The 14,234-nt window shown below is 40.9% G+C and carries 10 protein-coding genes; 5 read left to right on the top strand and 5 right to left on the bottom strand.

The features are described 5' to 3' along the window. Positions 1-36: 36 nt before the first annotated feature. Positions 37-1,440, bottom strand: coding sequence for a sodium:proton antiporter NhaD (nhaD, locus tag F607_RS0113485; protein ID WP_027708503.1), 1,404 nt, complete (start codon positions 1,438-1,440; stop codon positions 37-39). 255 nt (positions 1,441-1,695) lie between these two features. On the opposite strand from nhaD, the gene F607_RS0113480 reads away from it, so the two are divergent. From F607_RS0113480 to F607_RS29705, 3 genes are all read left to right on the top strand, one after another. Next, a complete protein-coding gene (locus F607_RS0113480) occupies positions 1,696-2,289 on the top strand; it encodes a LemA family protein (RefSeq protein ID WP_027708502.1) in 594 nt (197 codons plus the stop codon). A gap of 38 nt (positions 2,290-2,327) precedes the next feature. After that, the gene (locus F607_RS0113475; RefSeq protein WP_027708501.1) at positions 2,328-4,277 is read left to right on the top strand and encodes a M48 family metalloprotease; all 1,950 of its coding nucleotides are present in this window, start codon (positions 2,328-2,330) and stop codon (positions 4,275-4,277) included. Between the two features lie 171 nt (positions 4,278-4,448). Further along, complete coding sequence (locus F607_RS29705) at positions 4,449-4,814, top strand: SH3 domain-containing protein (RefSeq protein WP_157365471.1); 366 nt, start codon at positions 4,449-4,451, stop codon at positions 4,812-4,814. A gap of 52 nt (positions 4,815-4,866) precedes the next feature. On the opposite strand, the gene F607_RS0113465 is transcribed toward F607_RS29705, so the two are convergent. Next, entirely contained in the window at positions 4,867-5,679 is an 813-nt protein-coding gene (locus F607_RS0113465; protein WP_027708500.1) for a cupin domain-containing protein, read from the bottom strand. A 756-nt stretch (positions 5,680-6,435) separates the two neighbouring features. On the opposite strand from F607_RS0113465, the gene F607_RS29695 reads away from it, so the two are divergent. Further along, on the top strand, positions 6,436-7,707 hold the full coding sequence (locus F607_RS29695; protein WP_051311469.1) for an HD-GYP domain-containing protein: 1,272 nt from the start codon (positions 6,436-6,438) through the stop codon (positions 7,705-7,707). A gap of 37 nt (positions 7,708-7,744) precedes the next feature. On the opposite strand, the gene F607_RS0113450 is transcribed toward F607_RS29695, so the two are convergent. Then, positions 7,745-8,767 (bottom strand): acyltransferase, encoded by a 1,023-nt coding sequence (locus F607_RS0113450; protein ID WP_027708499.1) that lies wholly within the window; start codon positions 8,765-8,767, stop codon positions 7,745-7,747. A gap of 249 nt (positions 8,768-9,016) precedes the next feature. Between F607_RS0113450 and F607_RS0113445 the strand changes: the two genes are divergently transcribed. After that, complete coding sequence (locus F607_RS0113445; RefSeq protein WP_038291317.1) at positions 9,017-9,370, top strand: cupin domain-containing protein; 354 nt, start codon at positions 9,017-9,019, stop codon at positions 9,368-9,370. Positions 9,371-9,383: 13 nt separating this feature from the next. Here F607_RS0113445 and F607_RS29690 read toward each other — a convergent pair whose 3' ends face one another. After that, positions 9,384-10,337: a sulfotransferase domain-containing protein gene (locus F607_RS29690; protein WP_051311468.1), complete on the bottom strand. Its 954-nt coding sequence runs from the start codon at positions 10,335-10,337 to the stop codon at positions 9,384-9,386. Between the two features lie 124 nt (positions 10,338-10,461). After that, on the bottom strand, positions 10,462-14,234 hold a 3,773-nt coding region (locus F607_RS35900; protein ID WP_051311467.1), incomplete at its 5' end, for a glycosyl hydrolase family 18 protein.

Raw genomic sequence — 14,234 nt, 5'->3', positions numbered from 1 at the left:
TGAGGTTTGTTTGCCGCTTCCTTGCGGCAAAATGGGTTAACCATTAATTAATAAATGAACCCAAATACTGGCCGCATAACCTAGGGCAATGGCGGGTGTCCACTTTAAATGACTAAAAAATGTGTATTGGCCTCGTGCTTGACCCATAAGAGCCACACCAGCAGCAGAACCGATGGATAATAAGCTACCCCCTACACCTGCGGTTAGGGTGACTAACAACCACTGCACATGAGGCATATCTGGGTTCATGCTTAATACTGCAAACATGACAGGAATATTATCAACAATGGCGGATAATATGCCAACGAGTGTATTTGCGGTAGTTGCCCCGAGTTCGCCGTAGATTACGGTTGATGCAAGTTCTAAATAACCTATAAAACCTAACCCGCCAACTGATAAAATAACACCGTAGAAAAAGAATAATGTATCCCATTCGGATTGCGCAATTTTATCAAAAATATCGAACTCACCAGTATGGTGTCCTCCAGGTACATCTGTGTGATCTTTTTGGGAGTGGCCTTTCCTACGCAAATAAAAACCAAAAAACTTAAGATAAGCAAGACCCATCATCATGCCAAAAACAGGAGGAATATTGAGAAAGTTATGGAAGCAAATAGCGGTTATCACCGTTAATAAAAATAAACCTACGATAGTCAAACCGCCAAATTTAATAGTCACAAGTTTTTCACCATCCTGTTTGGTTGGCTTACCTTGAGGTAGGGCGAAGTGCATTAATGTAGCAGGAATTATATAGTTAACGACTGACGGAACAAATAAATGAAAAAACTCAGCAAAATCAACAACACCTTTTTGCCAGACCAGTAACGTAGTGATATCACCAAAGGGACTAAAGGCGCCACCGGCATTTGCACCAACAACAATGTTTATGCAGCTAAGTGCAATGAATTTGGGTTGATCTTTACCAACAGCGAGAACCACAGCGCACATGATCAATGCGGTGGTAAGGTTATCTGCAATAGGCGAAATAATAAACGCTAGCCAACCCGTCAGCCAAAAAAGTGTACGGTAGGTATAACCTTTTTTGACAAGCCAGCTTCTTAAAGCATCAAATACCCCTCGCTCTAGCATGGAGTTTATATAAGTCATCGCCACTAATAAAAAGAAAAAAAGTTCAGTATATTCCAGAAAATTATGTTTTATTCCCTCCTCGACTAAATGAGAATTGCCCTCTTGATTGTAAGTGATAGCAATTAAAATCCATATTAACCCCGCAGCGAGTAAAACCGGCTTTGATTTTCGCATATGAATTTTTTCTTCAAGCATAACAACTATATAAGCAATGCCGAAAATAATGAGTGCGGTGATACCTACCCAATGTCGAGTAAGGTCTAGGATTTCTAAGGTGTTAGCCTGGCTCCATGCAGGTAAACTAAAGGTTGATAAATACAGGCAAAAGACGCCCGTTAGGGTTTTTTTCATAGTTTGTATCCCGATTTTGTGATGTTCCTAATGGTTCACTTATAATTTTGTGGAGAGATTATACTACTTGGTCAGAGTCCATGGAACGTCTTTTCAACTATGTGATAGTTTTTGGACAATTGTTTGCTTGTTAAACAGCTATCGCTCACTACCTGTTAGTTCTTGTGCTCAGTTCACGATAGCTTACACAACCTATGCTATTGGCTATAGTTAAGGCTAATAACAGTTTTGCAGGTAAACAGTAAGGGGTTAGGCGTGGATATTTCAACAATAATAATACTTGTGGTCCTCATTGGTGGTGTTGTTTATGTGATTAGTATTTATAACAACTTGGTGAGTAAACGAAATACTTATAAGAATGCTTTTGCACAAATAGAGGTCCAGCTTAAACGACGTTATGACTTGATCCCTAATCTGATTGAAACGGCTAAAGGGTATATGCAACATGAACAGCAGACCTTGACCAAAGTGATTGAAGCAAGAAATGCGGCGGCAAATATGCTGAAAGATTTAGCGCAACACTTAACCCCTGATCAGGTGCGCAAGTTTAGTGAAGCAGAGCAAACACTGACCAGTGCCATGGGGCAGTTTAATGTGGTGGTAGAAAATTACCCAGACTTAAAAGCGAATCAAAATATGATGCAATTTGCTGAAGAGTTGACCAGTACTGAAAATAAAGTATCTCGAGCAAGGCAATTTTATAACGATGCTGTAACAGATTATAATAACTTTCGACAGTCATTCCCGCCTGTTTTCTTTGCTAATATGTTTGGTCACAGCCAAGATGCTGGACTTTTAGAATTCGAGGATTCAGCCGCGATTCAACAAGCACCTAAAGTTTCTTTTTAGCTATAACGTCTTAGCTACTAATAAGTGAGTTAGTATTCGTGAATTTTTTTCAGTGGCAGCGTGATGCTAAGCGTAAAACACAGCGTTTGTTGCTGTTAATGTGTATTACCATTATTTTATTGTCCACTGGCATTTATTTTCTGATTTTCTTTGTATTTTGGTTTGCTGCAGACACTCAGCTAATGCATGTTCAAGGAGGGATGCCATGGTTTTTTTCTTGGGAGTTTTATCTGCTTTGCTTGGTTGTGGTTGCTGCGGTGATTACTGTGGGGAGTATGACTAAATTACATAAATTGTCAGCGGGTGGTTTTACTGTGGCAGAGTCTTTGGGGGGGCGTCTGGTTACTGCAAATACTGAGGATTTTTACGAGAAACGTTTGTTAAATGTTGTTGAAGAAATGGCTATTGCTTCTGGATGTGGCGTACCTGATGTTTATTTACTCGAGAATGAACGTGGTATAAATGCTTTTGCAGCCGGTTATGAATTAGATGATGCGATTATTGGTGTCACCAAGGGGTGTATACACAACTTAACGCGGGATGAGCTAGAAGGGGTGATAGCTCATGAATTTAGTCATATTATTCATGGGGATATGCGTCTAAATATTCGACTGATAGGGGTTGTTTTTGGTATTACCATGATTTCTGAGTTTGGCGAACATTTGTTGTATGCCAGGGATGATAGAAACCGTTCCTGGCTGTTAGGCGGTGGGCTGCTGTTATTAGGTTTTATGGGTATGTTAGCGGCGAGCTGGATTAAATCATCCATTTGTCGAACACGAGAATATCTTGCCGATGCTTCTGCACTGCAATATACCCGTAACCCTGATGGCATCTCAAACGCACTGAAACGAATTGGAGGTAGTCAGGTAGGAACGTTGCTTAACGCTCAACGAGCCTCAGAAGTTACGCATATGACGTTTGGACGCTGTACATCTCGATTTGCTACTGAAACGTTTGCTTCACATCCACCACTTGAAGATCGAATTCGGAAGTTAGAGCCTAAGTGGGATGGCACTTTCTTAAGCCCATTAAAAACGATGACTGACCAACCTGAAACGGAAACATCGCCTTCCGAATCCGTTCTTGCAGTCAATGATACTGTCATGCTGGCGGTTTCAAAGCAGCAGCCAACCTTACCTTTTAAATATAAAGCACAATTTAAACAGATGGTAATGCAGGTTGGTGTGATAAAACAGGACCACTTAGCTTATGCAAAAACATTACTGAAATCACTGCCTATGCCTGTAATCACAGCTATTCATGATCCTTTGCAAGTACATCTGGTGATGATGGCACTGTTGTTTGACCAAGATGAAGATGAGCAAATTAAACAGTTAGCAATAATTACAAAAGCCTACAGTGATAATACCACAGCAGTCGCCGTCCAGCAGATGGCCACATACTTGGTTAGTTTTTCCTCTCAGGATCTGCTGGCGTTATTAGAAATAGCAAAGCCTGTATTAAAGTTAAAGTCACTTATGCAGCGCACACAACTGAATAACTGTTTATTTGCCTTAGCCAAAGCGGATGGTAAATTATGTTTGTTTGAATGGGCACTGCTCGCCATGGTTAAACACTATGATAATAAGTGGTCTGAAACCTATCGAGCAGGCAGCTTAAAAAAGTCAGTTGATTTAGCTATGGTTGCAGAAGATATCCAAATCATTATTGCTGCCATTTGTCAGATTTCACAAATGCCTAAACCACAGCAATTGACGTGCTTTGCCGCGGCAATGCAACAGTTGTCTTTGCAGGGAGAAATACCCTCAACACTTTCTTTTGGCCGTTTGTATAAGGCATTACAGCAATGTACTCAGCTTAAACTAGATGACAAGGAGTCCCTCATTGAAACATGTTCTGACTGTATTGCATTTGATCAATCGGTTATTTTAAGTGAAATACAACTGATGCGAGTGATTGCTGTGATTCTAGAGTGTCCGATTCCTCCTGTTGTTTACCAGCACGAACCGGTTAAAGCGTTTTAACTGTAAAAAAAAGCAAGCTTAAATAATTTGTCATACTGTGAGGCTGTAAAGTACAGGTGTTTTCATTTTATTGTAAGCTAGCCGTCCTAGGTTGTATTAAATCTTAAGGATACCTTAATTAAGGACATCTTATAGGTTGGTTAAGTAATTGGTATGAAAAAAGAGTGGTTAATGTTAAAGCAAGTATTACTGGTAATAAGTTTATTCTGTTGTGTATTAAATGTATGGGCCGAAGCGGATGGTCCAGATTTTTGGGAGGTACATAGTGTTGCTGCAAATGATCGCTTGAATATACGTCAGCAACCTAGTTGGCAGTCAAACAAGTTGGGCTCCATTCCACCTAATGAGCAGTGTTTACCCAATATTGAGTGTACAGGAGGCATGACCTTTCAGGAAGCCACTACACTATCTGAAAGTGAAAAGGATGCTTTACGTAAGCAGCGTCCACGCTGGTGTAAAATTCGTTATCAAGGTATTACGGGATGGGTTGCCGCAAAATACTTAAGAGAAAGCTCAAGCGATCAGTGCTATGAGTAAAAAGCGGTGTGGGGATTAATAATACTCCCCACTGTAATTTATTGAGTTTATATCATTCAAGTTCAACTGTTTCTGCTGGTATTACAAAATCTGGAAAGAAAATATAACCATCTTCGCCTATGGGAGGTATTTGTACTGAAATAAATGTCATCCCATATGCATCAGCAATCACACCATGTAATTTCCCTCTGGGAATAATGCCATGTGACCATCTTTTAACTTGAACTGATCCATTACCTGCAATAAACCGCCCACTGCCTTGGGTGACAATGACAATAGCATCTGAGTTGGGATGAACATGTGGTGTGATGAGCTGATTAGGGGGCATCTCAACATACTCATATCCAGTGGTTTGCTCATAGCAGGTACCCATTAATAAGGATTTAAGAATAATGCCGTTAGGTCGCTGAGCGTAATTGAAAGAATGAACATTTATTAGCTTGAAAGCTTCATTGTTGCTTGCTGGTAATTGAGGGGCTGTATGTAGGTCAGTAATTGCGACATAATGTTGAGCCTGCCGAGATGATTGTATAACACTTGCTTTGATTGGGGGGCATTCCCATATAACGAATTCTCCTTCAGTTAATGTGATACACGTATTTGTACCATGAATTTTAATATCTCCTGTAAGGCAGTGTATTGCAAAAGAGTGGTTTTGGGGTAGCAAATGGGTTTGTTCAGGTTTAAGTTGTATAACATTTAATGGCTGATAGGGTAAAGAAGAAGGTAATACTGAAAAATCTATATTTTTTTCACCGCTCCGAAAAGAACAACCATTTTTAGAAATATAAACATCCACATTATCTATAGTTGAGGTGAATTTTGAATGTGTAGAAACACGCTCTTTTAATTTGCCAATAGCCATTAGCATAACCTCCTTGTTATGATTTATCCCCTTTACGAATTGCTTTTAGAGTGGCGTATTGTCGGCGGATAAAAATATTGATTTAATGTATTGTGTGATTATAAATCATAAGTGCAATGTATGTGAATCGATTAGTATATTATTTTTGTGCTTTGTTTTTGTGGCAGGCATGGAGTGGTTTTTTTATGGGTAAATTATAAATTCCTATTAAGTTATAGATAGTTGCTCTATATATTTAAAGAGCTAAACTTTGTGTAAAAATAGCGTGTAATGGATTGTAAAATATAAAGAATTAATTTATGTATTGTGTTGGTATAATATACCCAAAACGAAGGGTTTTTAGGGGCGGCCGTCAAGCGATGAAGCCCCCGGAACATGACATCCATGTCATTATGCATAAACTGCATTCCCACCATCCTTAGTGGTCAAGAGCGCTGACAATAAACCCTGAAAATGATTCGTGAATGGTATATTTATCCATAACAGATATGTCTTTAAATGTGATTGTATTATGCGAATTTTTTGTTGCAAAAGGGCATTAGTTTAGTCAGGCGATGGACTTGAAATGCGTTTTATGTTTTTTTTTGATAAAGATACAGCAGAAAAATATCTAGAATCTTTTTGCAAGGAAAAAGTCATAGTTATAAATAAACTAAACTTTGTTGAGTTGTTCTTACCTCCTGTAACTATAATACAAGTGATGATTATCCATAGTGACTACTTTACATATGATTAGGGTGTTAACCATTACTTAACATGTTGGAACACTTAGAGAAAAAAGTTTCAGTTGATCAGCTGGAAATTGGCATGCATGTTGTCCGATTAGATAGGCCGTGGGTTGATACTCCTTTTTTATTACAAGGATTTATCATTAGTACGAATGATGAGATTGAGTTGCTATCTCAGTGTTGTCAATATGTATATATTGAAGCGAAGATAGTATCTCAAAGAAATGTACTAACTGGCATTCCTCAACAACGTGTTCAGTATATCAATAAAGTATCTTTTAAGTCTGAGCTACGATATGCAGAAAGGCAGTTTCAACATATTCGCAGTACCGCTCAGGATATTATGGAAAGTGTTCGTATTGGGCGAGCAATTAATATTAAAGAAGCAAAATATGTTGTAAACGAATGTGTTGAAAGTATATTAAGAAATGATGATGCACTAAAGTGGTTATCACATATTAAAAATAAAGATGACTATACAGCAGAGCACAGTATGAATGTCTGTATTTTATCTGCAGCATTTGCTAAACATTTAGGGTTTCCTAAACATGAAATTGAGAGAATAGCTTTGTGTGGTTTATTACATGATGTGGGTAAAGCCAAAATCCCAGATCATATTCTCAATAAGCCAGGTAATTTTAGTCTGGAAGAGTTACGAGTGATGCAGTCTCACACTACCTTGGGAAAAAAGCTATTGATGAGTGCCGGAATAGAGGAAGCTGTAGCAATTGATGTTGCGTATGCTCATCATGAAAGACTCAATGGTAAGGGTTATCCTCGAGGTTTACGTAGTCACCAGATTCCATTTTATGCCAAAATTATCTCAATAACAGATACTTACGATGCTGTAACAAGTACTCGCTGTTATAAATCGAGCCAATCATCCATCATGGCATTACATATAATCAATAAAGAAAAAGGAACCCATTTTGATTCAGAGCTTGTCGATGAGTTCATTCAATGTATTGGTGTTTATCCGCCAGGGGCATTAGTTGAAATGTCTAATGGTGAAGTGGGGGTCATTGCCTATAGCGAGCCATCTACACGTTTGAAGCCCTTTGTTCTATTATTGCTTGATGAAAAAAAACAAGCGCAGAGGTTGCGACTTGTTGACTTGAAAAAAATTGATTTAGATTCATCCAGTCAACCTTATTCGATAGCAAGAGAGCTCCCGTGTGATGCTTATGGTATTAAACTAGGTGAAACAGTTAAAGCATTTATCAAGCGTAATAAAGAGCGAATGGAAAACCAACAATTATCTTATGATAATCTAGCTTCAATTCCTTTTGAGTCAATATAGCGTTACATTATTTAGTGTCCTTTTATTTATTAAGGTATTAAGGTACAAGCCAGCGAGTAAGGTTCCAGGAGGATAACAAACGTGTGGTACCGTAAGAAAGAATAAACACAATACATGTTATGAAGGGAATCGCTACTATATTGTGACCAAACCAGTCATAAACACCGTTATTTAAATCTCTAATGGGAATTAAAATAATTGGATGCAATAAGTAAATACCTAAGCTATAACGGGCTAAATGAGCAATGACTGGTTTTAGGTATAGGGGGATCTGTTCACTATACTGCTTACATAGTGTAAATATCATCCCTGCTATGAGTACTGTGTTGAGTGTTTTATAGCCCATAAAGAATGAACTATAACCATCTTTTAACATTGACCAATACCAGCTTCCAACTAGATTTGTTGCTGCAGCTAATAGCCCACCAACGATAAGCCAGCGTGTATGGATTGGAGTATGATTGGCAAGATACCAGCCAAAGATTAAATAACCTGAATAAAGGACGATATTGACCCGAAGAGGCGTTTCGATATTAAGCCAGTTGACCAGGGTTAGTAATAGCCAGCCGGTAATTAATAGCTTAATACGTTCGTGTCCTAGTTTATGAATCATTAACGCAAGTAATGGGATAATGAAGTATAAAGGTATAAAGTCATAAAAAAACCACAAATGATACCAAGTGGGTTCATTATTAGCGTTTTCGATAATAGTGATAAATTGGGTAAAGGAACCATTCTGTCCAGAATAACCTGCTATTAAGGCATAAATCACAGACCAGGCTAGAAAAGGTATGACAACCTTGACAACACGACGAGTTAAGTAGTGTTGTAGGTTAAAAGGTTGTTGCTCCTGAAGCAGTAAAGCGCCACTGATCATGATAAAAATGGGTACAGCCCAGCGCATAAGGGCATTGATTTCCACTGCCGCAAGCCACTGATGTAACGGAATGACGTTGTACAGCTCACGTAATGGCCCTAAAACATGAATTGCAATCACAGCAAGAGCCGCTAAACAGCGAAGAACATCGATATAAAAAACGTGGCGTAAAGTTTGGTTCATACAAATCTATATTAACTAAACTGAAATCATATTGGTGTTTTCAAAGGGTGTATTCCCACTTACTAAACTCTATTCACTCAATCTTACTTGCTAAAGATGTATCTGCATTAGGACTATTATAAGAAGTTTATAGGGAAGGGCTGCTTGGTTATAATCACATTTTGATGCTAATAAGGCTGGCAATTATGTTAAGGGGCTAGCAGTAATACAATTTTTTATATTGGAGCATTGCTAAGGAGGGTAAGCAAGGTGGCGACAGGCAATATTTTTCAGGCAATTCCTCAAGATATTCCTCAGGAGCTATTTGAAGTGATACTGGAAAAGCCAGGGGTGACTATCGAACGGATTATATCTAAAGGACATACAACACCTAAAGGCGCCTGGTACGATCAAAATAACGATGAATGGGTACTGCTTCTGCAAGGTGAAGCAAGGGTGGTATTTCAAGGTGAGAGTGAGCCCTACACTCTGGCTGTCGGGGACTACCTATATATTCCCGCCCATGTCAAACACCGAGTAGACTGGACGTCACGTACCACGGAAACAGTATGGCTTGCGATTCATATAGTGGTCGATTCGCTTGAGGACTCTCTATTAAAATGAACAACTAAAAACGTTAGCTGGTAGGTTCCCGAGGTTTGTGATGTTGCTGAGTAGTCAGTGAGGCACGGCCTTTCTCAAGCCACAGACTACATTCTTGATTTAAATTAGCTACTTTTGCTATTTCTACTAATGCCAAGTCATCCTCAGTTAAACGGCCTAACCAGCGGCCATTTCGGCCTTTATTAATTAAACTATCAGCACCTTTTGTGAAAATATGCTCAGCTTCAGGCACTATGAATTGGGCATTTTTCTTCATGACACTGAATGTACAGCGTTGGGCAACATGAGCAACTTTTTGGGTACCAGCTTCAAGAAAGCGAGCAAGTAGCTTTATTTCATTTGCTAGGTTAGCTAATAAGTCGTTGTAGTGGACAAAGTATATATTCTCTAGATGGCGATAGCTCCACCAGCTTTGCGTATGGTATAAATTTCCCCAAAAAGGATAGCCTTCATGTTGCCATGGAAAGCTGCCTTTGGTCAGCCATTGTTGCCAAAACTGACTCAAACTGCCAGGAGGGGAGGGCAGAGGTTGATAAGTTGAAGGTATGGATTCATTAATTGATTTTAAAAAACTTGGGCTAAGGTTTGAGTAATAGTCCCAAAGCGACATGCATACATCTCTTGGGTCTCTCGCTAGCACAATATACTTCACCTGAGGATAATAGGGTATGCCATCAAGGGGTAGATGAGACTTTAGTACACGACGTTCTTTTTTGGTTAAATAATTTTTTAACTGGTCTATAGCATTACCTTGATAGTCAATCCAGGATAGGAATAATGGACTTTTTAAGTTTTGATTTTGATGGTAATTGATAAGATTTTTAATAATATATTGCAGCCAGATACTGCCAGATTTGTAGGATGAGCAAATGATAATATCATCATCTTTAGGGGAGAACAGTTCCCAGCGGGTGCTATCAAGGAAGTAGTTGCGGTAGGAATGGAGCACTCTCGGTTGCAATGGCATGAGTTAAGTCCTTTTAAAAGCCCACGCTTTTTCTTGTTAATTAATAATATAGCATTGCATTTTTTTCTGTTCGAATAAAAAACCCGGCAGCAGCCGGGCAATTAAAGTTAAAATAAACGCAATATTACTGACACTGATTATTAACAGCACAGCTATGTAGTGTATTTACAAAGTTATAATTATTGGTGGAATCCCAGTTAACATCCCAGGTCATTAACCCGCGAAAACCTGGGTAGGTTTGCTGGGGCTTATAGCTGCCACAAGACTGACCGGTACGCAAGCAGCGAATAGCCGCTTTAACGGTCGCAGGGGCTGTGTAGCCACCTGCAGGGGCAGCACTTTGGGTTGACGGTAAACCAATGACCACCTGACTAGGCTTAAGGCCGGTATAGTCGACACCTGTACCGCCAATTTCGAAACCTTTAATGACGGCTTCAGTCAGTGCAACTAAGAAGTCTTGGGTGCCTTGGCGGTACGGTTTTTTATCTAGCCCTAACATAGAACCAGAGTTGTAGTATTGCATATGTACCCAGCTAATGTCGTTTTTCAAGGCATTGAAAATGGGTAGATAATTACCAAAGGCATTGCCCCAGGCAGAAAGCCCGCCAACCACATTGGCTGTTTCTGGTGCAAAGGTCATTAAAAAGGATGCCCCATAGTGTTTTTTCAAACGCTTTAAGGCATTAATCATTCTTAACACGCTACCCGTTGGTTTATCTGGGCTTCCTGAAGCCAGCAGACCATGTTCGGTATCGATATCAATACCGTTAAAGCCGTAGCGGTCAAAAATACTGATTAATGAGTTTACAAAGTTGTCTTCCTGCTGTTGGTTGTCTAGATGCAACAGTGCATTTTGGCCACCAATAGAAAGTAAGACTTTTTTGCCCTTGGCCTGTGCTGCTTTGATATCTGCAGGTGTGGGTTTATCACCTAACACTACCGAGCCATCACTGTTGATGCTGGGAAAGGCGACAATGAGCACATTGTATTTCTCATTCACCTGACTCATTGGCACATACTTATTGCTGTTCCAGTTTTCCCAATAACCCACAAACACATTACCTGCCAGAGGCTTTCCATCACCGGGTTTGTCACCATCGCCTGGGGGAAGAGGTGGTTTGGGTGGTTGTGGTTTATCTCCATCGCCAGGAGGGGTTGGTGGCTTTGGGTTGTCCCCATCATCACCTGGTGGTTTAGGTGGTGTTGGAATATCACCATCTCCTGGTTTATCGCCATCTGGTGGGGTAGGGGGTTGAGGTGGTTTAGGCGTATCACCGTCTCCGGGAGAAGTGCCCGCATTTAAGCCATTATGTAAGCTACGTAGCAATGTACCTTGCTGGTCATCCTGGCCTAAGTGCCAAAACATGACACCACCCAGTTTTTCCTGCTTTATGTACTGAGTTTTGACGGTTAACGATTCAGCATCATCGTAAGTCACAAACAAGTCATGTTTGGCATTGTACAGCCAAGGTGCTTTTGCTTCTGGGTGGTAGAAACGCTCATAACCATAGTCTCCTGCCAGCATCTTTTTAATATCAGCATAAGTGGCAATACGCGGTTCTTTTCGTTCCACACACTTATCACAGCCGACGAGCCAGGTTGGATCGCCTTGGTAGGGATCACCACCAGGTGTATTAAAAGACTGATAAAGCCCATTATTAGCCTTGCCAACTTCTTTAAACGCTCGGCCATAGAAAGGTACACCCATCACGATCTTTTCACGAGGGATATTCATGATAAGGTGCTGTTTAACGGCCGCGTCAGCGGTTAGGGCAAAGGGACTAGGAAATAGCTTTTTTATTTCTTCCCATGTTTTTGGCGGATTAAACTGCACTTCACGTAACGTATTATAATATTTCGGCTCATCCTTACTGCCGTAAAGGTGCGCATGGAAGTTAGTTTTTGTTACCCCTTGCCAGGGACCATTGAAGTCATAGGTCATTAAATTCAGAAAATCTAAGGGTGCTACAACCTGGTCTAATATGGCGTAGTAACGGGATAAGAAGAATGCGCCTCCAGCTCCTGCTATAGTCAGGTGATAGTCGGCAGAATCTTTTTGCTCTTGAGCATTAATTTGCTGCCTAAACTCCTTAAGTAATGAAACAAAGTTATTAGCATCTGACTTACGTGGATACTCCCAGTCCAAATCGATGCCATCAAATTGATGTTGTTTCATCAGCTTGATACATGAGCTGGCCATGGTTTTGCGTGCTGAATCTGATGCGGCGGCATCACGAAAACGATTCGCCGTAGGGCTTGCATCGTTCGAAAATGCCCAACCACCCACCGAAAACATCAGCTTTAATTTAGGGTTGTACTGTTTTAAAGTATTTAACTGTTTAAATACTTCTGATGCTTTATTTTGGTCCGTTCCCTCTAACAAATCACATTGACCTTGTTGGTTGATACCAATAAAGGCAAAGTTGATGTGTGTCAGCATGCGGGCCTTTTCCGGGGAAATATTACTAATCGGAAAATCTACACTTGGGTATTTGTTGATTTCATCTGGCCCTAACATGTAATAGCCAATAACTTTATACTGACTACCATCCCCTGGCGTGGGAGGATTGGGGTTATCGCCATCATCATCGCCATCACCGGGGGGGATTGGAGGCTCTTTACCATCATCGCCGTCATCTGGGTCATCAGGAGTATCATTTAAACGTTCCCAAGGACCCCATTGATCTTTGCCGGGCTCATCGCCGCGGGTCCACCATTTAGCTTCATAGGTTTTGCTTTGATACGTTACCCGATCACCTTTGGTGTAGACTTGATCCGCTTGCCAGCTATTAGCCGGTGGTACAGGCTTATCACCGTCGTCGCCGGGAGTATCATCGCCTGGCGGTGGGGGTGGAGGAATATCACCATCACCTGGGTCTCCTGGTGGAGGGGGTGGAGGTGGAATATCATCATCGCCATCACCCGGTGGTGTGGGGGGCTTAGGTTTGTCACCGTCATCGGGTGGCGTAGGCGGCTCGGGTGGTTTGGGATTATCACCTGGCTTATTGCCTAGCCCTTCATGAATGGCTTTAAGAATATCACCATTATCAGCATCTATTTCCCACGAAAATACCCCTGCTAAGCTATTGGCCGTGACATATTGGGCTTTGGCTTTCACTGAACGAGGGTTGTCGTAAGTAATCAGTTCGCCTTTACTGGCATTCCATAAATAGGGGGCTTGTGCCGTATCATCATAAAAATACTTAAAGCCACTGGTGCCTTGACCATTGGTACCACCTAAGTACTTAGAGACGATATGCTTGTAGTCAATAACGCCAGGTTGCCAGGAGCCTTTTATGGGCTTACCGTTAGTGCCTTCCCAGGGATTATTGTCCTGGCCACCTTTAATACCTGTCCAGCCTCGACCATACATCGCGGCGCCCAGAACCAGTTTATTGCCTGGTAAGCCCGCCTGGGTGAGGTTTTGTACGGCATCATGGGCATTAAATTCAGGTACTTTTTCGTGAGGAGCGGCATATAACCCTGAATGATGACCAAGGGTACTGTCCCAAGCACCATAGAAGTCATAGGTCATGGCAAAAATGTAATCGACATAACCACTGACTTCAGCGTAATTAATGTTATCGATTTTTTTAGGACCAGCACTGGTTGCCGCGGTGAGCTGGTATTTTTTGCCCGTCTCTTGGCTTAACGCATCCAACGCTTGTCGTAAATCACGCATTAAGGCGGTAAAGGCAGCTTTGTCTTCAGGTGAACCCAGTTTGGGGTTGGCACCAGGTACGCCAGGAAATTCCCAGTCAATGTCCAAACCATCAAAGAATGGATACTGTTTTAAAAACTCAATGGCAGATTTAACAAACGTTGCACGTTTTTGTGTGTCTTTTGCTAAGTAGTAAAAGGGATCAGACAGCGTCCAACCGCCAATAGACGGCAGGA

Source organism: Zooshikella ganghwensis DSM 15267 (assembly GCF_000428585.1).
GTDB lineage: Bacteria > Pseudomonadota > Gammaproteobacteria > Pseudomonadales > Zooshikellaceae > Zooshikella > Zooshikella ganghwensis.
This window is presented reverse-complemented; position numbering and strand designations above follow the sequence as displayed.

Excerpts from the sequence above, each read along its gene's own strand:
- nhaD (WP_027708503.1), bottom strand. The coding sequence starts at position 1,440 with ATGAAAAAAACCCTAACGGGCGTCTTTTGCCTGTATTTATCAACCTTT.
- F607_RS29705 (WP_157365471.1), top strand. The coding sequence starts at position 4,449 with ATGTTAAAGCAAGTATTACTGGTAATAAGTTTATTCTGTTGTGTATTA.
- F607_RS0113465 (WP_027708500.1), bottom strand. The coding sequence starts at position 5,679 with ATGGCTATTGGCAAATTAAAAGAGCGTGTTTCTACACATTCAAAATTC.
- F607_RS29695 (WP_051311469.1), top strand. The coding sequence starts at position 6,436 with ATGTTGGAACACTTAGAGAAAAAAGTTTCAGTTGATCAGCTGGAAATT.
- F607_RS0113450 (WP_027708499.1), bottom strand. The coding sequence starts at position 8,767 with ATGAACCAAACTTTACGCCACGTTTTTTATATCGATGTTCTTCGCTGT.
- F607_RS29690 (WP_051311468.1), bottom strand. The coding sequence starts at position 10,337 with ATGCCATTGCAACCGAGAGTGCTCCATTCCTACCGCAACTACTTCCTT.